Genomic DNA, 20,178 nt, shown 5'->3' on the forward strand with positions numbered 1-20,178 from the left:
GGGTCATGGGTTGAGCTGCTGGTTAGTCGACTGGGTCGGGCTCCAATCGACAGCCCCCCCGTCCGGACCGACCGACGGTTGCGCGCTCTGCGCCAGGTTGCCTTCTATCTGTGAGGCCATGTACAGGGTGCTCGCCATGACACCGGTGGTCGGGTTCTGCAGCAGCTTGGTCCAGGCCTTGTCGAAGGTGTTGCCCAGGCTGCTGCGAATCAACGCTTCGCTGTCCGGCCGGTCGTTGGCCTGGATGATCGCCCGAACGCCCGCGACGCCGACGGAGATCAACGCGCCGGCGAGCTTGCCGGCGGCCGCCGCCACCGCACTGGCTGCTCCGCGCGGGGCCATCTCCGCTTCAATGCGCTGACTGGCGCGCTTGGCCACCGGCGCCATGGCGGTGTCGGTGGAGCCCACGCCCTTGTCGCCACCGGCCTTGTGGACCTTGTCGACCAGCGCGGCGTACGCCGGCAACGCGGCCAACTGTTCAGTGCTCACCACCTGGAACAGCGAGGCGTCCCGGGCAGACGGCGGTCCGAGGGCAATCGCAGGAATTTTGCGGACCCGACCATTGAGCTGGGCCATCGGCACGCCATGGCGCTGGGAAATCTTCTGCAGTTCTTCCTTGAGGATGTCCACGTAGAACGCCGCTGCCAGGGTGAGGATCGCGTCCGGATCGACCTCAAGCGCCGCCGGGGCCAGCACTTTTTCCTGGTACTTCTCCAGCAGGTAGGCCGCCAGGCGCTTTGCCGAGGCATCTTGCTCGTCCTTGTTACTACTGATGGAGTACCAACTGACCTTCATCGACAGCCATTCCTGGGTCCAGTAGCTGCTGAACCAGGGAATGAAGTTTTCTTCGGTCAGCTGGTAGACCCGCGTGCGCCAGTAATCCATGGCCCCACGCGCGTAGATTTTTGCCTGATCGGTGGCCGATTGCGAGGCATCGATGATCTCCCGGTCCACTTGCTGCCAAGTGCTGGGCGACACCATGACCTGCGGCACTTCCACCGGGGCACGCGGGGCCGTGACGCATCCCGCCAGCACCACCAGCACGGCGACGATCAGCGAACGCAGGTTCAAGATCGCGGTTTCCTGAAAGTGTGAGCCGAACGGGAGGTTCGGCGCTCAAAGGCCCTGGTTTGAGTATAGGTCTGATGGTGCTCTTAAGGCCGCCATCGCCAGCAGGCTGGCTCCCACAGTGGATCGGGTTGGAACACCATTGCTGTGAACACCCGAAACCCCTGTGGGAGCCAGCCTGCTGGCGATGGGGCCATCAAAAACACCCACAAAACCTGACCATCACTCCCATCGATATTCACCATCGCCACGATTGCCTTCCGCCCACCGACCGTCAGCGTAGGATCAACTTCAACCCAACACCAAACCCTGTAGCGGAGGGTCGAACCATGCTGATTCATCTCCTGACCTGCCTGGCCCTGACGGCCTTCACGTTGAGCGCATTCGGCTGGTTCGTCCTTTCCGAGGAGCGCACGTCATGATCATCACCGTCACCCTGGCCGTGAGCTTCCCGGTGTTCGGCAACAACTACTACTCGCAGCAATACGAGTCTCGTAAGGTATTGACCCTGATGTTCGACGAAAAATTCGAAGCGCTGCTGATTCCGGCCGCCGGTCATCACTTCAGCAACGAAGTGGTCGGGCTCAACGATCAGTTCCGCTTTCTCAACGATGTGCTGGCCGAACATTTGCTGGCGACCGAGTTCGCCGCTACCGCCCGTCGTAATCACTTCTGAGGGCGCAAACATCCCTGAGGCAGCCCCGCAGCCAGCGGTGCACCGGGTCGGCATCCAGTCGCGGATGCCAGATCATGGCCACGGTAAATTCCGCCAGTGACAATGGCAGCACAAAGCTGTGCATGCCGGCCCGCAGATTGGCGGTATGTCGCTCGGGCACACAGGCAATCAGGTCGCTCGCTCGAGCCAGCGCCAGCGCGGTCGAGAAACCGCCGACCATGGTTGCGATGTTGCGCTGCAAACCGAGCGCCTCCAGGGCTTCATCAATCGGTCCCTTCTCCAGTCCCCGCCGTGACACGCCGATGTGACCCTGCGCAGCAAAACGCTCAGGCGACATCTCGCCGTCGCACAACAAATGCCCCACGCGCACCACGCCGATCAGGCGATCGCGGAATAACCCCTGGGTACGCAGTTCCGGGCTCGCCGTCTTGCCCACCACCCCGGTTTCCAGATCGACCGTGCCGTCGCGCAGTGCCGTGCTGTCCTTGTCGGGTTTGTGCATGAAGCGCAACCGTATGCCCGGCGCCTGTTCGGCTACACGGGCGATCAGCGCGGCGCCGAAGTTTTCGACAAAACCTTCGCTGCTGCGCAAGGTGAAGGTGCGCGACACTTGCAGGAGGTCGGGTTGCTCGGCCGGGCGCAGCACTGCTTCAGCTTCCCGCACAAGTTGCGCGACCCGCTCACGTAACGCCTGCGCGCGGGGCGTAGCCACCAAGCCGCGACCGGCCCTGACCAGCAATGGATCGCCCGTGGTCGCGCGCAACCGCGCCAGCGCCCTGCTCATCGCTGATGGACTCAGGCGCAGGCGCTTGGCGGCACGGGCAACACTGCCTTCTGCCAACAGCACATCAAGGGTGATCAGCAGGTTTAGATCAGGTGTGGACATGCGTGACCCCAAGGTCGGTTGGTAAGGCGTTGCATGCACGTATCAAGTGCAAACCATGCGCCTTCCGCCATGTTAGGCCCCAGCGTAGATTTCTGAAAGCTCCAGTCAGGCGCGCTCAGATAAAGGGGAACAACATGAATGCAGGCGCGGTGGTTGCCCAACAGAAGACGTCGGTCAAAGGTGCGCTGGCCAGCCTGTCGTCGGCGATGTTGTTGGCCTCCCTCGGCACGAGCATCGTCAACGTCGGCCTGCCATCCCTGGCGCAGGCCTTCAGCGCGTCCTTTGAACAGGTGCAGTGGGTGGTCATCGCCTACCTGCTGGCCATCACCACCTTGATCGTCAGCGTCGGCCGGCTCGGCGACCTTGTCGGTCGGCGCCGCCTGCTGCTGTCCGGCATTGCCCTGTTCACCCTGGCGTCGGCCCTGTGCGGCCTGGCGCCCAACCTCGGCCTGCTGATCGCCGCCAGGGCGCTGCAAGGCCTGGGTGCGGCGGTCATAATGGCACTGACCCTGGCGTTTGTCGGTGAGACGGTGGCCAAGGACAAGACCGGTGGCGCCATGGGGCTGCTGGGGAGCATGTCCGCCGTGGGTACCGCGATGGGCCCGGCGCTCGGGGGTGTATTGATCGGTGGATTCGGCTGGCGCTGGATTTTCTTCATCAGCGTGCCCCTGGGCCTGCTGACCTGGCTGCTCGCGCAACGTTACCTGCCCGAGGATCGCCAGGGGCAAACCGGGCGTGCGGATTTCGATTCGCTGGGCACGTTATTACTGGCCCTGTTGCGCGAGAGCCGACTCAGTGGCAGCCTCGCCATGAGCCTGCTGGTGACGACCGTGATGATGACAACGCTGCTGGTCGGGCCGTTCTACCTGGCGCAGACCCTGCGGTTGACGGCGGTGGAGATCGGCCTGGCGCTGTCGGTCGGGCCGCTGGTCGCTGCATTCACCAGCGCGCCCGCCGGGCGCATGGTCGACCGTTGCGGTGCCCTTCGCATGACCCTCGCCGGGCTCCTCGGCATGGCGCTCGGCTGCTGCCTGTTGTCGATAGTGCCTGAAACGTTCGGCGTCGGCGGCTACCTTGCCCCCATGGTCGTTATCACCCTGGGGTATGCGCTGTTCCAGACCGCCAACAACACCGCCGTGATGCTCGACGTATTGCCCGATCAACGCGGCGTGGTATCCGGCCTGCTCAACCTGTCGCGCAACCTGGGGCTCGTCACCGGGGCCTCGGCGATGGGCGCCGTGTTCGCCCTGGCATCCAAAGTGGACATCGGCACCGCGCAAGCGCAGGCCACTGCCACCGGCATGCGCATGACCTTTCTGGTCGCGCTGGGGTTGATCGTCCTTGCCTGCCTGATCGCGTGGCGCAGGCAGGCTGACCCGCAGTAGGAGCGCTTACTGCTCCAGTACCACCAGCGGTGTGTCTTTCTTGACGATGTAGGTCGCCAGTTCCGACGCCTTGCCCTCGCCGATGTTTTTCGCCACATGGGCGGTGCCGGCCGGAATGTACAGGGACTCACCGGCCTTGAGCGTCACGGTCGGTTGCCCTTCGAGTTGATATTCCAGGGTGCCGTCGGTGACGTAGGCCACTTCTACCCCGGGGTGCGAGTGTTTCGGCGATGTCACGCCCGAATCGAATTCAACGAGCACCTGAATTACTTCGCGCCCGGCAACATCAAGGTCACGGCGCACCAGGTCTGTACGCTTGAGGCCGGCTTGCCAGCTTTTCGCCGGCGGCTGGCCCGCTTCCTGGGCTTGGGCAAGGCCGGTGAAAGCGGTGAGAGTTGCAGTGACCAGGGCAACGCCAAGCAGGCCTGCCGCGTAGCGGGTGGGGGTTCGGGACATGGTGGTTCTCCAGTGAGCGCAAGGTAAAAGCCGTGGTGCGGCTGTTGCATTACGCACTCGTCGTGTATCGCCTGCGTGTCCCGCCACCAAGGTTTTTGTATGCCAACGTAGCTGGGTGAACGGTGGATACGTTGCGATACGCACTCATCGACTGGTAGCCGTCTTGAACTTGGTCCAGGTGCGCATGCGCGCCCGCATGTCCGCCTGGGGAATGTCCTTGCCGGGAATCAGCCGCGCATACGTGGCCTCGTCGAGGTAGATGTCGGGATTGTTGCGCATGCTCGCATCGACGTCCGCTCGCGCCTTGGCATTGGAGGTGGGATAGCCGGTGGTATTGCTGATGGCGGCCATGTTCTGCGGGCGCATGACGAAGTTGATGAACGCATAGGCGTACTCCGGATGCCGGGCATCGACCGGAATGGCCATGGTGTCCATCCAGACCGTCGTGCCCTCAAGGGGAATGCGGTACTGGAACATGGATGGCTTGCCGGCGGCATCGGCCGTGCGTTGGGCCTGGGTCATATCGCCGCTGTAGCCGAGCGACAGGCACAGGTTGCCATTGACCAGGTCGGTCACCGGCTGCGACTGGAACTTGCGAATGTAGGGCCGCAGCTTTAGCAGCAGATCGCTCGCCGCCTTCAGGTCTTGCGGTTTGGCACTGCGCGGCTCGCGGCCCAGGTAGTTGAGCACCACCGCCAGCACTTCGTCCGGCGAGTCGATCACCGAGATACCGCAATCGGCAAACCGCGCCGCCAGTTCGGGCTTGAACAGCATGTCCAGGCTGTTGACCGGCGCATCCGGCATGCGCTGTTTGATCTGCTCGGCATTGTAGGTCAGGCCGATGGTGCCCCAGGTGTAAGGGACGGTGGCCTGGCTGGAATGCGCGTAGTGGGCGCGCAGTTTTTGCAGGCCCGGTTCGATGTCGGCCAGCTCGGTGAGTTTCGAGCGGTCCAGCGGCTGCAGGCTACCGGCGCGCACCAGGCGTTCGGCGACGGTGTCGCCGGGGAAGATCAGGTCGTAACCACTGCCGCCTGCGAGCATTTTCGCCTCCAGGGTTTCACTGCCGTCCATGACGTCGTAGATCACCTTGATCCCGGTTTCGGCGGTGAACCGGCTCAGGGTGTCCTCGGCAAAATAGTCGGCCCAGTTGTACAGGCGCAGGGTTTTCTCCTCGGCGTGCAGCGACGGCAAGACGCAGCACAATGAAAAACCCAAGGCACTCAGCAGGCGTTTATGGGATGCGTGCATGTCAGGCTCCTTGGGTGTTCCAGCGTGGGTTGATGCGGCGACCGTCCTGGCTCAGCAAGGCGCCGTACATCTCCGGACGGCGGTCGCGGTAGATCCCCCAGCTCAGGCGCTCTTCACGCATGGCCGCCAGATCCAGGCTGTGCACGAGTACGCCGGTGCTGTCGCGGTCGGCCTCGGCGAGCAATTTGCCCTTGTGGTTGCAGATGAAGGACGAGCCATAAAAGCTCATCTGCAGGCTCGGATCGGTGGTCGCCGCTTCCCGGCCAACACGATTGGCCGCCACCACCGGCACCAGGTTCGCCGCGGCGTGACCGCGCATGGTCATCTGCCAGTGGTCGCGGGAATCCAGCGTTGCACAGCCAGGTTCAGAGCCGATGGCGGTGGGGAACAACAGCACTTCAGCGCCCATCAAGGCCAGGCAGCGCGCCGTCTCGGGGAACCACTGGTCCCAGCAGATGCCCACGCCGAGGCGCCCGAACGCCGTGTCCCAGACGCGAAAACCGGTGTCGCCGGGGCTGAAGTATTCCTTCTCCTGATAACCGATGGCGTTGGGAATATGGGTCTTGCGATACACACCCAGTAAACGCCCGTCGGCATCGGCGACGCTCAAGGAGTTGAAGAAGGCATTGCCTGACTGCTCGAACCAGCTCAGCGGCAGGACCACACCCAGCTCCCGCGCCAGTGCAGCGAAGCGCTTGAGCACCGGGCTGTCGCTGAACGCTTGTGCCAGCGCCAGGTGCTGGTGGCTTTGCTCGATGCAGAAATACGGTGTGGCGAACAACTCCTGCAGCAGGATGACCTGGGCACCCTTGGCTGCCGCCTCGCGCACCAGCAGTTCGGCCTGATCGAGATTGTGTGGCAGGTCCCAGGTGCAAGGCATCTGGGTCGTGGCAATCGTCAGCAGGGTCATGGCATCAACCCTCCACCGGCCAGGCCGGCTGTTGCTGGGTGATGCAATGCACCCCGCCGCCGCCATGGGCCAGGTGGTTGATCCGCACCGGCACCACCTCGCGTCCGGGGAATGCCAGCGCCAACACTGCGTTCGCCGCGTTGTCAGCCTCGATGCCGTAGGCCGGCATGATGATCGCGCCGTTGGCGATGTAGAAGTTGGTGTAGGAAGCGCAGAACACCTCGGCTTCGGTGTCCACCGCTTCGCTGGCCTCATACAACTCGATCAGTTCGAACGGGCGCCCTCGCGCATCGGTTGCCAGTTCCAGGGCCCGGCGGTTCTCGCGGGCCACCTCGGCATACGCCGACTGCCGGTCGTAGGTGGCGTCCACCAGCAGCACGCCAGGACGGGCGAATGCGCACACGCCATCGATATGGCCGTCAGTCATGTCACCGGTGACGAAATCCGGATCGCCAGGCAACCAGATGGTCTTTTTCACTCCCAGCAGGCGGGTAAATATCGCCTCCATCTCGGCCTTGCTGATGCCCGGGTTGCGATTGGGGTTGAGCAGGACCGACTCGGTGGTGATCAGCGTGCCCTCGCCGTCGACATGAATGGCACCGCCTTCGTTGCCCAGGGGTGTGCCGAAGCACGGCAACCCCAGGTGATTGAGTGCGCGGCGCGCCAGGCTTTCGTCCAGCTCATGGGCCGACTTGCCGCCCCAGGCGTTGAAGCGCCAGCTGACTCCCGCCAGGCCCTGTTGCGGGTGGCAAACGAAGGTCGGGCCGGAGTCGCGGCACCAACTGTCGTTCACCGCCAGTTCGATCAGTTCGATGTTGGCACCACACAAGGCCTTGGCACTGGCCAAAGCTTGCGGGTCGACGACCATTTTGACCGGTTCGAAACGGGCGATGGCATTGGCGACGCGAGCGAAATCCTGCTGTACCAGCGGCAGCGTGACGCCCCAATCCGACTCCCACAGTGCCTGGTTGTGCGGCCAGACCATCCAGGTCGCGGCATGCCTGACCCACTCGGCGGGCATCATCCAACCGCTGTTCAAAGATTCGTTGCGCTGCATGACGAAGACCCTTTCAGTTAAGTTATTGTGTTCAATGAAAAACACGCTGCTGGTGTCCTATGCATGCTACGGCGCTGAAAACAGCGCAACAAACGATGGATTTTGCGCACAACTGATTAGAGGAGCTTATCGATATGCTCAAACACTGGCCGCCACTGAGCACTCTGCGCGGCTTCGAGGCGGCTGCCCGGCTGGGCAGTTTCCACAAGGCTGCCGACGAGTTGCACCTCACCCAGTCGGCCATCAGCCAGCAGATCCGCAGCCTTGAGGCGTACCTCGAGCAACCGTTGTTTTTGCGCAGTGGACGCAGCGTCAGCCTGACCGATGCCGGTCACGACCTTCTCAGCACCACCCAGGCGCTGCTACAGCAACTGGCGGTGGGCATTCGGCGCCTCGGGCAGTACCAGAAACCCAACCAGCTGGTGCTCAACACCACGCCGGCGTTCGCCCGGCACTGGCTGCTGCCACGCCTGGGAGACTTCCGCCAACAGCACCCGGAGGTCGACCTGTGGATTTTCAGCACCGACGAAGTCCCGGACATGACCACCCAGACCATCGACCTGGCGCTGCGCGACGACATCAGCTCCCAGGCCGAGTGCAGCTTCAAGGTGCTGCACGCTGACCGTCTGTTTCCGGCGTGTCACCCAAGCCTGTTGGCCCTGCCTTGCGAACAGCGCACGACCCTTCACGGCGAGCGGGAAATGGACTGGAGTCACTGGGCGGTGGAAGCCGGTATCGATGTCGGCCAGCAGGATCAGGGGATGAACTTCTCCGATCCCGGCCTCTTGCTGGATGCCGCCTGCGCGGGGCTTGGCATTGCCCTGGTCAGCCAGTTGCTGAGCCGGCAAGCCTGCGACAACGGGTTGTTGCAACCTCTAGTGGAGCAAACCATCCGCGGGCCGAACTGGGCCCTGCTGACCCACCGCGACAGCGAGAACAACGCACACAGCTTCAGTGATTGGTTGATGCGCCATCTTCAACCCCTATAATCGCCGCACTTCGTCTACCCTCAAAAAGCGCGTGACTGCTATCCATGTGGGTCAGGCGCTGGCAAATACTTGCGCTAATGAACCGGAGAACTTTCATGCTCAAACGCACCCTGGCATTGGCTGTCGGCTTGACCCTGTCTATTTCCACCCTGCTGGCACAGGCCGCCGACGTCCTCAAGGTCAGCGCCATTCCGGATGAAGCCCCCACCGAACTGCTGCGCAAGTTCCAGCCCCTGGGCACTTACCTGGAACAGCAATTGGGCATGAAGGTCGAGTTCGTACCGGTCAGCGACTACCCGGCCGTGGTCGAGGCACTGGCCACCGACCGAATCGACATGGCCTGGCTCGGGGGGTTCACCTTCGTCCAGGCGCGGCTCAAAACCGGCAATGCCATTCCGTTGGTGCAGCGCGAACAGGACGCTCAGTTCACCAGCAAATTCATCACCGCCGACCCGAACGTCAAATCCCTCGCCGACCTCAAGGGCAAGACCTTTGCCTTCGGCTCGGTGTCTTCGACATCCGGCAGCCTGATGCCGCGCTATTTCATGCTGCAGGACGGCATCAAGCCGGAAACCTTCTTCAGTCGCGTGGGTTACTCCGGCGCCCATGACGCCACCGTGGCCTGGGTCCAGGCGGGTAAGGTCGACGCCGGTGTGCTGAACGCCAGCGTCTGGGAAAAACTGGTCAAGGCCGGCAAGGTCGACACCGACAAGGTCAAGGTATTCGCCACCACGCCGGCCTACTACGATTACAACTGGACCGTGCGCGGCACCCTCGACCCGGCCCTGGCGGCGAAGATCAAGGCCGCGTTCCTCGCGCTCGATCCGGCCAACCCCGAGCAGAAAGCGATCCTCGACTTGCAGGCCGCCAGCCGCTTCATCGAGACCAAGCCGGAAAACTACAAGGGCATCGAGGAAGCCGCACGCGCCGCCGACCTGCTCAAATGACCTTGCACCTGACCCGGGTCAGCCTCACCCACGCCAACGGCGTACAGGCGCTGCGCAGCCTGGACCTGCACATCGAAGCCGGTGAACAGGTCGCCATCATCGGCCCGTCCGGTGCGGGCAAGTCGAGCTTGCTCAACGTGCTTGCCACCGGCCTGCGCCCTGGCACCGGTGAATTGCAGGTGCTGGGGGAACACCCCTGGCACCTGTCGGCCCGTCAGCGCCAACGCCTGCGCGCGCGCATCGGCCTGGTGCATCAAGCGCCACCGCTGCCACCTCGCCAGCGGGTGATCACCGCGGTGCTGGCGGGAAAAATCGGTCAGTGGGGATTGGCTAAAAGCCTGTTGAACCTGCTGCACCCGCTGGATGTTCCCGGGGCTCGCGCGGCCTTGACCCGGCTCGACCTGCACGACAAGCTCTTTACCCAGTGCCAGCAATTGTCCGGCGGTCAACTGCAACGGGTGGGCATTGCCCGGGTGCTGTACCAGGCCCCCGAGGTCTTGCTGGCCGACGAACCGGTATCGGCCATGGACCCGGTGTTGGCCGGCCACACGCTCAAGGTCCTCTGCCAGCATGCGCGGGAGCACGCCGTGACCCTGGTCGCCAGCCTGCACGCAGTGGAACTGGCGCTGGCGCATTTCTCGCGGATCATCGGGTTGCGTGACGGGCAAATCCTCTTCGACCTGCCGGCCAGCGCCGTCGACCGCGCGCAACTCGACGCACTCTACGCGAACGAGCAGTTGCAACCCTCGCCAACTCCGGTTCCCTCCTTGAGCGTGCAGATTCCCCGATGCTGAGCCGTGCCACCCGTGATCCCGCCGCCCGGCCACGCCTGCTGCTCAGCCTGCTGGCGATCGCCCTGCTGTGGCCGGGCATCCACTTCAGCGAACTGGACCTGAGGGTGTTGCTGGCCAGTGACAGCCAGAGCGAGATGGGCCGCTTTGTCGCGACCTTCTGGCCGCCGGCCCATGGCACAGAATTCCTCCAGCTGTTGTGGCAGGCCACGTTGCAGACCCTGGCCATCGCCACGGCCGGCATGGCCCTGGCGCTGCTCCTGGCGATCCCCGCCAGCCTGCTGGCCAGCCGCGCGCTGTCACTGTCGGCGGCGTCCCGCGCCGGTCGCCCGAGCCAGTGGGGACAACTGCTGCGCTGGCCGGTGCGCGGGGTGCTGATCTTCCTGCGCAGCGTGCCGGAAATCGTCTGGGCCCTGCTGTTCGTGCGCGCCGTCGGCCTCGGTCCGACCGCCGGGGTCCTGGCCATCGCCATTACCTACAGCGGCATGCTGGGCAAGGTCTACGCGGAGATTTTCGAGTCGGTTGACCAGCGCCCCGCCCACGCGCTGCTGCAAGCCGGCAGTGGGCGGCTCGCGGCGTTCTGCTACGGGATCCTGCCCAATGTCGCGGCGGAGCTGTTGTCGTACACGGTGTACCGGTGGGAATGCGCGATTCGCGCCTCGGTGGTGATGGGCTTCGTCGGGGCCGGCGGCCTGGGCCAGCAAATCGACCTGTCGATGCGCATGTTCGCCGGCGGTGAGGTGGCCAGCCTGTTGCTGACCTTCCTCGTCCTGGTATTGCTCGCCGATCAACTGAGTCGCCTGCTGCGCTGGAGGCTGGAATGAGTCGCCTGGTCAACCTGCTGCTGGTGCTGTGCATCGGCGCCGCGGTGTTTGCATCGTTCCGCTACCTGGGCATCGACCTTGGAGAACTGGGTGGCAGCGGCAACCTGAAACAGATGCTCGCCTACGTGCAGCGCTTTCTCAACCCGGACCTGAGCGCCGGGCATTTGCAGGCCATTGCTCGCGGTGCGCTGGAAACCATCGCCATGTCGGCACTCGGTACGCTGTTGGCGACGGTGTTCGGCTTGTTGCTGGCGCTCCCGGCGGCCGGTCGATTCGGCTGGCCGATGCAGGGTTTGTCGCGCCTGGTGCTCAATGCCTTGCGCGCGATTCCGGAGCTGGTGTGGGCGGTGCTGATGGTCCTGGCCGCCGGGCTCGGCCCCAATGCCGGCACCCTGGCATTGGCGCTGCACACCACCGGCGTGCTTGGCCGTCTGTTTGCCGAAGCGCTGGAAAATACTCCACCGGAACCTGCCAACGCGATCCGCCTGCAGGGCGGCAATGCCGTGTGGGCGTTCTGCTACGGCACCCTGCCCAACCTGTTCCCGCAGCTGCTGGCCTACATCCTGTACCGCTGGGAGAACAATATCCGCATGGCCAGTGTGCTGGGTTTTGTCGGTGCCGGTGGTTTGGGACAAATGCTTTACATGAGCCTGAGCCTGTTCCAGGAGGCCCAGGCCAGCACGGTCATTCTCGCGATGCTGGTGTTGGTTTTTGCGGTCGATACGCTGAGCAGCTGGAGTCGCCAGCGTTGGGTGAAGGCCTGAGATCGATGGCTATGAGCAGACAAACAAATGCCCCGGAAGTCGGGGCATTTGATCTTGGCGAGCTGCATATGTTCAGCTGCACAAGGCAGGCTTCAAAGAGCCAAGTAGGTGGCCAGCGCTGGTCTCTGGCTTACGAGGTTTATCAGGACTCTCACAGCAACAACAATAAGCGCTGTCCTGCTTCACACGGCATAAGGGCTGGATCTCAGCGCGGAGATCTTTCTAACCGTGTACCCTTCGGAGCGCGCCCCACGCGTCCTCGCTATCCGCTTGCGCATCAGTCTGCGTTTTCACCTACAACTTCAGATTAGCAAAACACTCACGGTGTGGGCTGGTATTTTTAGATCGATTTCGCCCTGTAAAAAAAGGTGCAGGACGGAAAAATAATATGTCCGCCCAGCCCTTCGCTGCGAATCTGCCTGTTACGCTGCAATAACGCAGCACTCGGTCTTCACGGCCTCGCGCCAGGCCCCCTGTGCACTGGCTTTTGAGTTGGCATGCGATATGCCCTTACCAGACTGCCCTGGCATTCTGTGCCCAGGTCCCATTAGCCGAATCGAGCCGATCCACGAATGGATATCCTGAATTTGCTGGTAAACAAAGCCCAGCCCCTGACCAGTTCCGTCGGCGCCGACGGACTACTGCTCGGCCTGTCCTTGAGCCTGAGCGACCAATTGGGCTATGCACCCGAGGAGCTGCTCAATCAACCGATCGAGCGGGTATTGAGCATCGAGTCGCTGCGCACAGTGCAGGCGCTGTTTGCCAATCCGCCCGCCGACGAACTGATCCATAGCCTGGAGCTGACCCTGATTCGCCACAACGGCGGCCTGCTGCATGTGATCGCCAGCGGTGTGCTGGAGTGGCGCAATGTGCAGCCGGCACGCCTGCACCTGCTGAAGATTCCCCTTGGCACGCTGGGGCATCGGCTGCGGGAAATGCACAACGCCAATGAAGTGATGAACCAGATGCTGCAGAGCGCCAAGGTCGCCTACTGGTGCATCGAATTCGCCGAGGCGGTGGACATCAACCACTCCCCGGATGAGATCGTTCGCCAAGTTTTTGAAAACGACTCCCACTGGCGCCTGTGCAACCGGGCCATGGCGGAGGTGTACGAGATGCCGTCGGATGTCGATTTCAACCAGCAACCGGTGCGCCTGTACTGGCCGCGCAGCCCGGCCAACGAAGAGTTCGTGCGGCGCCTGATCGAAGCCCGGTTTCATGTCGACGGTGCACTGTCGGTGGATCGCCGCCACGATGGTTCGCCGGCCTATGTGGAAAACGACGTCAGGGCCACCATCGTCAATGGCCAGCTGTTGCGCATGTGGGGCAGCATTCGTGACGTCAGCCAGGAATTGCGCATGCAGCACGATGCCGAGCAACGCATCGATGCCTTGCGCCGGGTCTTCGATGCCGTGCCCGACGCGGTGCTGGTGATCGATGAGCACCTGCAACCGCAGTGGCGCAACGCTGCCTTCGAGGACACCTTCGGCATCACCCATGGCGCCGGCATCGCCCGCTTGCTGCTGGACACGGCCTTGCCCGAACGCACCTGGCACAGCCTGCCCCTGCCTGACCTGAGCGGGCGCGACCTGAACTTCAACGTGCATTGCTCGCGCATCCTGATTCGCGAAGGCGTGGCCTGGCGCGTCGCGGTGTTCCGTGAAAGCCAGGGCGTTCGCACCCCCCAAGAGTTGCACCCATGAAAGACTCCAACCTGCCACCCACCTTGCAGATGGGCATGCGCTCTTCGGTCAATGTCAGCAGTGAAGTGCTGGGCGCGCTGCTGGAAACGCCTGCCTTGCATGCCTTGCTCGACAGCTTCAGCGAAGCGCTGATCATCACTGACGGTGAAGGCCGGCTGCGCTTCATCAACCTGGCCGCCGAACGCGTCAACCGCCTGTCGAAACAGCAGGCCATGGGCTTGTCCGAGAGTGATTTTTTCCAGCGTTCGGCGTTGAACTACGACGACTTCCTGGCCGCACTGAACCGCGGTGGCAACAGTGCGTTGACCCGCTCCCGGGAAGGCCGGGTGCTGCTCAGCAGTACCCATGCGATCCCCACCGGCGCCTACGAAAAACCGTTCAGGATGCTCACCCAGAAAGACTTCGATGCCAGCCAGCCGCAGCGCCGGGCATCGCTCAACAACCGGCCGCTGGAGCCCCAGGGCCTGCGCGATCCCCAGGACAACGCCCTGCACCTTTCGCCGCAGCTGTCGAGCATCGCCGACACCGGCGTGCGGGCGTTCCGCCGGCGCGCGCGCCTGTTGCTGCTGGGTGAGCCGGGGGTCGGCAAGACCGCCATCGCCCGGCACATCCATCGTGCAGCCGGCTGGGGCGATCGTCCGTTCATCCACGTCAACTGCGGGAGCATCCCGGAGAGCCTGTTCGAGTCCGAGATGTTCGGCTACGAGCGCGGCGCCTTTACCGGCGCGCTGCAGGGTGGCAAGCAGGGCTATATCGAAGCGGCGTCGGGCGGCACCCTGTTCCTCGACGAGATCGGCGAGATCCCGCTGCACGTACAGGCCAAGCTGCTGAAATTTCTAGAGGACAGCACCATCCAGTCGGTCGGCTCGCCCCTGAGCAAAACCGTGCAGGTACAGGTCATCGCCGCCACCAACAAGGATTTGCGTCATCTGGTGGACATGGGTGAGTTTCGCGCCGACCTTTATTATCGTCTTGCCGTGCTGCCGGTGGAGATCCCGCCGCTGCGCCAGCACCGCGATGACTTGCCGTTTCTCATCGACATCCTGCTCAGCCGCATCAATGGCGACCGCGTACCCTCCCTGAGCCTGTCCGCCGGCGTTCGCAAGCGCCTGATGGGCTATGACTTCCCGGGCAACATTCGCGAGCTGGTGAACATTTTCGAACGTTTGGCAGTGCTCGCCGACGATGAGGCGCAGGAGCATCATCTGCCGGCCGAACTTCTGGAACCGGTGCGCTCCCGGGCCAATTCGGTCGTGCAGGAACAAGCGCCGGAAGAGTCGGAGCAGAACCTCAAGCTGCAGGTTCAGCATTTCGAACGCCAGGTCATCCTTCGCGCCGTGCACCTGTGCGGGAGCAAGCGCAAGGCTGCGCAGCATCTGGGGATTGATATCGGCACGCTGATTCGCAAGTTGCAGCGCGACTGACTGCGGGACCGGGCTTGGCGACCCTATTCTTTCGGCGTACATATCCATTCCTGCGGTAACGGCCATCCACGGTTTGCCTCTTACCTGTAGGAGCTGGCTTGTCGGGTCGCCGCATCGCAGCGAAGGTCGTCAACGATGACGCGGGGATCCTGACACCCCGTGTCATCGTTGAACTCCATCGCGAGCAAGCTCGCTCCTACAGGTTTTCCCCAAGGCCCTACAATAAAACGCTGCAAAAACGCCTATAACATTGTTATTTCTGCTTACACTTTCCTTCTCGAATAATATTTACTCTTTTAAAATCAATAGCTTAGGAATTTGGCACGCCCTGTGCTCCTGCTATCTGCAACCCACCACCGTTGGGCTCCGATAGCCAGGAGGAATAACAAGAATGTTGATCACCGGGATCAAAAGTCGGCCGGTCTACGACCGGTTGCAACCTCTGCCGGGAGGTATCCGGCACATCATTGCCGGGCAAGGCAGTGGCGGTCGTGCCATGTTGCGTTTGCTGGAGGAGATGGCCGGGCTGGATCGTCCCGTGACCTTGCTGTACGCCCAGGAGTCATTTTCCGGTCAGGATTTCCTGCCCCAATTACAGCAGCACTCAGGTCACCAACTGCGCGTGTACGCCAGTAACCAGGCCTTGATCGACGACCTCGATAACCTGCTCGGCGACGCCAGGATGGGCACCCGCCTCTACCTCGCCGGTTCCGAAAGCTTCCTCGGCAGCGCCATGCAAGTGGCCACCCGCTTCGACCTCAACCGCGACGAAGTGCTTCGCGAGCACTCCGGCACGCTGGTGCGCCGGGTCTGGTGCGTGCACTGCGACACCTACACCGAAAACGTGACCCAACGGGTCTATGACTGCCCCGGTTGCAGCCTGACGCTGGTGGTGCGCGACCACTATTCCCGGCGCCTGGCGGCCTTCCAGGCGGTCAAGGCGGATGCCGAAGTACCGGGCGAACTGCCCCCAGCCGAGGAGCTCGATACATGAGCCAGAACAACGGGACTTTGAATTTGCGGGTGGCCCGCATCGAAGCGGTGACCCCAGAGATCAAGCGCTTCACCCTGGTATCGCCGACCGGTGCACACCTGCCGGCGTTCTCCGGTGGCAGCCACGTGGTGGTGCTCATCGCCAACCCGAACAATACGCTGCGCAACCCCTACTCGCTGCTGAGTTCGCCTTATGACACCAGCAGCTATCAGATCGCCGTACGCCGAGTGGAAAGCGGTCGCGGTGGTTCGATCGCGCTGCACGACAGTGTCCGTGAAGGCGACCTGATCGAGGTCACGCCACCGGTCAATCTGTTTGCGCTGATCAAGCAGGCACGCCTGCACCTGTTCATTGCCGGTGGCGTCGGCATCACCCCGGTGATCTCCCAGCTCGAGGAATTGCGCCTGAGCAAGGTGCCCTTCGAGCTGCATTACGCGGTCCGCGGCGATGAGCACGCACAGCTCGGCAAAGAGTTGCAGGCCACCTACGGCGAGCAGGTCCACCTGTATCGCAAAGGCATCGAGGCGCGCATGGACATCGGGCAGATCCTCGCCGATCGCCCGCTGGGCAGTCACGTTTATGCCTGCGGCCCGGACAGCATGATCGACGCCACCCTGGCGTGTGCCCGCGACCTGGGCTGGACCGACAGTCACGTGCACTTCGAGCGCTTCCTCGAGCAAAGCAGCGGCGGCGAAGCCTTCAGCTTCACCCTCGGTCGCAGTGGCGCAACCATCGAAGTCTCGCCGGACCAGACCATGCTCGAAGCGGTCGAGGCCGCGGGCTACAGCATGCCTTACCTGTGTCGTGGCGGCGCCTGTGGCCATTGCGAAACCGCGGTCCTGGAGCTCGACGGCGAACTGCTGCACAGCGATGACTGGCTGTCGGACGACGACAAGACCAGCCGCAAGAAAATCATGCCCTGCGTATCCCGCGCCAAATGCAATCGCCTGGTCATCGACCTCTGATCGACGGAAGACATAACAATGAATATCCAGTTCAATCCCGACGAAACCTACCGCGACGACTACACCTTCGCCAACAGCCCGGAGACCATCGCCCGCGCCCCCTTCCCGTTCCCCGATGACGACTACATGTACTCGATGAACCTCGAGCCCCATGTCCCGGTCGGCGACGGCGCCTTCCGGGCCGCGTTCGATATCGACGAGCACTACATCAGCGAATGCCGGGACCGCGCCATCACCTTGGAAAAAGACCCAGGCATGCACTACGTTTCGGCGCCGCACATGATGGAGGCCCAGTGGGACCTGCTGGAACTGATCATGGAGTCCTACGCCCGTGACTACCCGCAGTACTTCACCCTCTCCCGTGAAGGCCGCCAGTGGCACTGGGTCAACCGCCTGCTGGACATCGACGACCACTTCACCTTCGGCGACCCGACGACCCTGCCGTATGAGCCGATGGAGTACGTGACCCGCCAGGCCCAAGGCGACTGGGTATTGCAGGAAGAACGCGACGGTACGCTGTACTGGGGCGCCGGGATTGCCACCCAACGGGCCGACTATTCGCTGCGCTTCAACCTCGGCATGAGCTGGGAAGAATTCCACGGCCCGGTGCCGCTGGTGAAGGAAATCGGCATGCTCGACCGTGCCCTGAAGTTCCTCCTGCGCCTGCGCACCGGCCACCCGGTACGGCGCCTGAACTGGTCGCTGACGGTCAACCCGCGCCTTGAGGTCTCGGCCGAAAGCCTGCCCGAATGGGCCCCGGACCGTACCATGGTGACGGCCGAAAACGCCGGCAAACTGGTGTACCTGCGCATCGAGCTGCAACCGCTGCACCGCCTGCCGCGCAGCAACGCCATTGTCTTTCCGATCCGCACCTACCTGCTCAGCCTCGAAGACATCGCCACCAACCCGGCATGGGCGCGGCGCATGCACCGGGTGCTGCGTGATTTGAACCAGCAACTGGTCGATTACAAGGGCTTCAGCCGGTACCGCGATGCGGCGGTCGAGTGGCTGTCGCAGTACGACGACGAAACCAAAGCCTGACGCAATCCACTGTGGGAGCCAGCCTGCTGGCGATGGCGGTCTTGAGGGCGCCATCGCCAGCAGGCTGGCTCCCACAGGTTCAAGCACCCGCAATCCACTGCCATTGATAATGAGGAAATAACATGAGTGGCTCATCCAACACGCGTGCAAGCAGCGCCGATCAGGACGCCGAACAACTGCGCGCCCTCGGCTACAGCTCGGATTTCAATCGCAGCATGAGCCTGTGGGAGAACTTTTCCCTGGGCTTTACCTACCTGTCGCCAGTCGTCGGGGTCTATACCTTGTTCGGCCTGTGCCTGGCCGCCGGCGGCCCGCCGATGTTCTGGTCCTACCTGCTGATCGGCGCCGGGCAAATGCTGGTTTGCCTGATTTTTGGCGAAGTGGTGTCGCAGTTCCCGATTTCCGGTGGTGTCTACCCCTGGGCTCGTCGCCTGGTGGGCAAGCGCTGGGCGTGGATGGTCGGCTGGGTCTATGCATGGGCGTTATGCGCAACCATCGCCGGGGTCGCGGTGGGTGCCGGGCCGTACCTGGCGATCATGCTGGGCTTCAATCCCGGCCCGGATGCCAACATCGTCATCGCCCTGGCGATCATCCTGCTATCCACCGCGCTTAACCTGGTGGGCACCAAGTTGCTGGCGCGGGTGGCGATGTTCGGCTTTCTCTGCGAGCTGGTCGGCGCGATCCTGGTCGGTGGCTACCTGCTGATCTTCGAGCGTCATCAACCGATCAGCGTGCTGTTCGACACCTTCAATCTGGAAGTCAATGGCTCGTACCTGCCGGCCTTCCTCGCGGCCTCCCTGGCGGGCCTGTTCCAGTACTACGGGTTCGAGGCCTGCGGCGATGTCGCCGAAGAAACCCCGAACCCGGGCAAGCGCATTCCCAAGGCCATGCGCATGACCATCTACATCGGCGGCGCGGCAGCGATGTTCGCGTGCCTGGCGTTGATTCTCTCGGTGCCGGACATGGCCAGGGTACTGGCCGGTGAAGACACCGACCCGGTCGCCACGATCCTGGCCAATGCCTTCGGCCCGGTTGGTTCACGCCTGGTGATGGCAGTGGTCATGGTCTCGTTCATCTCCTGCGTGCTGAGCCTGCAAGCGGCGGCCAGCCGCCTGTTGTTCGCCTATGCCCGGGACGAGATGATCGTCGGCAGTTCACTGTTCAAGCGCCTGTCGGCCAACCAGGTGCCGTCGTTCGCGCTGCTGGTCAGCGGCCTGGTACCGGCGGCGATTGTCTGCCTGGGGATGTTCATGGCCGATGCCGTGGCCACCATCGTCGGTTTCGCGGCGATCGGCATCTACGTGGCCTTCCAGTTGATCGTGGTCGCCGCGCTGATCGCCCGCGCCAAGGGCTGGCGCCCCAACGGTCAATTCACCCTCGGCGCCTGGGGCCTGTGGGTCAACCTGGCGGCGCTGGTGTATGGCGTGTGCGCCATCGTCAACATGGTCTGGCCACGCTCGCCGGATGCCGCCTGGTACATCAATTACTCGATGATCCTCACGACCCTGGTGGTGATGGGTGCGGGCCTGGTCTACATGCTGCTGGGCAAGCCTTACGACAAAGGCACGGCGCCGGCGGGGGATGCGTGGAAGTTTTCCAAGCCGCGTGCCAAAGGGGCTGAGCTTTCCGGGGCTGCAGTAAACAAACCAGCGATCTGATAACCCACTGTGGAAACCCAACCCTGTAGGAGCCGGCTTGCCGGCGAAGGCGGTGTGTCAGCCAACATCGATGTTGCGTGTGATGACGTCTTCGCTGGCAAGCCAGCTCCTACAAAAACCCAACCCTGTAGGAGCCGGCTTGCCGGCGAAGGCGGTGTGTCAGCCAACATCGATGTTGCGTGTGATGACGTCTTCGCTGGCAAGCCAGCTCCTACAGGGAATCCGGTTCCTACAGATAAAAATAATAGTTTTGAAGAGGCAAGAACATGCAAACCCAATTGCTGATCAACGGCCAACTGCAAAACGGCGAAGGCCCCGCCCAACCAGTGTTCAACCCGGCGCTGGGAAGCGTGCTGGTGGAAATCAACGAAGCCAGCGAAGCCCAGGTCGAT

General features: G+C 63.0%; 19 protein-coding genes. 13 read left to right on the forward strand and 6 right to left on the reverse strand.

The window, feature by feature from the left end:
* Window positions 1–3: 3 nt before the first annotated feature.
* A complete protein-coding gene (locus tag ACYP2Q_RS29455) occupies window positions 4–1,071 on the reverse strand; it encodes a hypothetical protein (protein WP_459733682.1) in 1,068 nt (355 codons plus the stop codon).
* Between the two features lie 415 nt (window positions 1,072–1,486).
* Here ACYP2Q_RS29455 and ACYP2Q_RS29460 point away from each other — a divergent pair, with 415 nt between their 5' ends.
* Window positions 1,487–1,744 (forward strand): hypothetical protein, encoded by a 258-nt coding sequence (locus tag ACYP2Q_RS29460; protein WP_459733683.1) that lies wholly within the window; start codon window positions 1,487–1,489, stop codon window positions 1,742–1,744.
* On the opposite strand, the gene ACYP2Q_RS29465 is transcribed toward ACYP2Q_RS29460, so the two are convergent.
* Window positions 1,719–2,630 (reverse strand): LysR family transcriptional regulator, encoded by a 912-nt coding sequence (locus ACYP2Q_RS29465; protein WP_459733684.1) that lies wholly within the window; start codon window positions 2,628–2,630, stop codon window positions 1,719–1,721. The genes ACYP2Q_RS29460 and ACYP2Q_RS29465 overlap by 26 nt on opposite strands.
* A 134-nt stretch (window positions 2,631–2,764) precedes the next feature.
* Here ACYP2Q_RS29465 and ACYP2Q_RS29470 point away from each other — a divergent pair, with 134 nt between their 5' ends.
* A complete protein-coding gene (locus ACYP2Q_RS29470) occupies window positions 2,765–4,015 on the forward strand; it encodes an MFS transporter (protein ID WP_459733685.1) in 1,251 nt (416 codons plus the stop codon).
* Window positions 4,016–4,021: 6 nt separating this feature from the next.
* Here the strand turns inward: ACYP2Q_RS29470 and ACYP2Q_RS29475 are convergent, their stop codons facing one another.
* The 4 genes from ACYP2Q_RS29475 to ACYP2Q_RS29490 all read right to left on the reverse strand — a co-directional run bounded on the left by ACYP2Q_RS29475 (window position 4,022) and on the right by ACYP2Q_RS29490 (window position 7,686).
* Window positions 4,022–4,471 (reverse strand): cupin domain-containing protein, encoded by a 450-nt coding sequence (locus tag ACYP2Q_RS29475; protein ID WP_459733686.1) that lies wholly within the window; start codon window positions 4,469–4,471, stop codon window positions 4,022–4,024.
* A 144-nt stretch (window positions 4,472–4,615) separates the two neighbouring features.
* Window positions 4,616–5,719, reverse strand: coding sequence for an extracellular solute-binding protein (locus ACYP2Q_RS29480; RefSeq protein WP_459733687.1), 1,104 nt, complete (start codon window positions 5,717–5,719; stop codon window positions 4,616–4,618).
* A gap of 1 nt (window position 5,720) precedes the next feature.
* The gene (aguB, locus tag ACYP2Q_RS29485; protein ID WP_459733688.1) at window positions 5,721–6,629 is read right to left on the reverse strand and encodes an N-carbamoylputrescine amidase; all 909 of its coding nucleotides are present in this window, start codon (window positions 6,627–6,629) and stop codon (window positions 5,721–5,723) included.
* Window positions 6,630–6,633: 4 nt separating this feature from the next.
* Window positions 6,634–7,686: an agmatine deiminase family protein gene (locus ACYP2Q_RS29490; protein ID WP_459733689.1), complete on the reverse strand. Its 1,053-nt coding sequence runs from the start codon at window positions 7,684–7,686 to the stop codon at window positions 6,634–6,636.
* Window positions 7,687–7,820: 134 nt separating this feature from the next.
* Between ACYP2Q_RS29490 and ACYP2Q_RS29495 the strand changes: the two genes are divergently transcribed.
* From ACYP2Q_RS29495 to ACYP2Q_RS29545, 11 genes are all read left to right on the forward strand, one after another.
* Window positions 7,821–8,675 carry a LysR substrate-binding domain-containing protein gene (locus tag ACYP2Q_RS29495; protein ID WP_459733690.1) on the forward strand — a complete coding sequence of 285 codons (855 nt, stop codon included), beginning with the start codon at window positions 7,821–7,823 and terminating at the stop codon, window positions 8,673–8,675.
* 95 nt (window positions 8,676–8,770) lie between these two features.
* Window positions 8,771–9,622, forward strand: coding sequence for a putative selenate ABC transporter substrate-binding protein (locus tag ACYP2Q_RS29500; RefSeq protein WP_459733691.1), 852 nt, complete (start codon window positions 8,771–8,773; stop codon window positions 9,620–9,622).
* Window positions 9,619–10,416, forward strand: a complete 798-nt coding sequence (locus ACYP2Q_RS29505) for a phosphonate ABC transporter ATP-binding protein (RefSeq protein ID WP_459733692.1) — start codon at window positions 9,619–9,621, stop codon at window positions 10,414–10,416. The genes ACYP2Q_RS29500 and ACYP2Q_RS29505 overlap by 4 nt, the downstream gene beginning before the upstream one ends.
* Window positions 10,410–11,237 carry a PhnE/PtxC family ABC transporter permease gene (locus ACYP2Q_RS29510; protein ID WP_459733693.1) on the forward strand — a complete coding sequence of 276 codons (828 nt, stop codon included), beginning with the start codon at window positions 10,410–10,412 and terminating at the stop codon, window positions 11,235–11,237. Before ACYP2Q_RS29505 ends, ACYP2Q_RS29510 begins: the two co-directional genes overlap by 7 nt.
* A complete protein-coding gene (phnE, locus tag ACYP2Q_RS29515; RefSeq protein WP_459733694.1) occupies window positions 11,234–12,001 on the forward strand; it encodes a phosphonate ABC transporter, permease protein PhnE in 768 nt (255 codons plus the stop codon). Before ACYP2Q_RS29510 ends, phnE begins: the two co-directional genes overlap by 4 nt.
* 572 nt (window positions 12,002–12,573) lie before the next feature.
* A complete protein-coding gene (locus tag ACYP2Q_RS29520; RefSeq protein WP_459733696.1) occupies window positions 12,574–13,704 on the forward strand; it encodes a PAS domain-containing protein in 1,131 nt (376 codons plus the stop codon).
* Window positions 13,701–15,128, forward strand: coding sequence for a sigma-54 interaction domain-containing protein (locus tag ACYP2Q_RS29525; RefSeq protein ID WP_459733697.1), 1,428 nt, complete (start codon window positions 13,701–13,703; stop codon window positions 15,126–15,128). The genes ACYP2Q_RS29520 and ACYP2Q_RS29525 overlap by 4 nt, the downstream gene beginning before the upstream one ends.
* Before the next feature lie 391 nt (window positions 15,129–15,519).
* Window positions 15,520–16,122: a dimethylamine monooxygenase subunit DmmA family protein gene (locus tag ACYP2Q_RS29530; RefSeq protein ID WP_459733698.1), complete on the forward strand. Its 603-nt coding sequence runs from the start codon at window positions 15,520–15,522 to the stop codon at window positions 16,120–16,122.
* Window positions 16,119–17,087 (forward strand): PDR/VanB family oxidoreductase, encoded by a 969-nt coding sequence (locus ACYP2Q_RS29535; protein ID WP_459733699.1) that lies wholly within the window; start codon window positions 16,119–16,121, stop codon window positions 17,085–17,087. Before ACYP2Q_RS29530 ends, ACYP2Q_RS29535 begins: the two co-directional genes overlap by 4 nt.
* Before the next feature lie 18 nt (window positions 17,088–17,105).
* Window positions 17,106–18,128 (forward strand): heme-dependent oxidative N-demethylase family protein, encoded by a 1,023-nt coding sequence (locus tag ACYP2Q_RS29540; RefSeq protein ID WP_459733700.1) that lies wholly within the window; start codon window positions 17,106–17,108, stop codon window positions 18,126–18,128.
* A gap of 122 nt (window positions 18,129–18,250) precedes the next feature.
* Window positions 18,251–19,786, forward strand: coding sequence for an APC family permease (locus tag ACYP2Q_RS29545; protein ID WP_459733701.1), 1,536 nt, complete (start codon window positions 18,251–18,253; stop codon window positions 19,784–19,786).
* Window positions 19,787–20,178: the final 392 nt, after the last annotated feature.

It is taken from the genome of Pseudomonas sp. MHK4 (assembly GCF_054600775.1).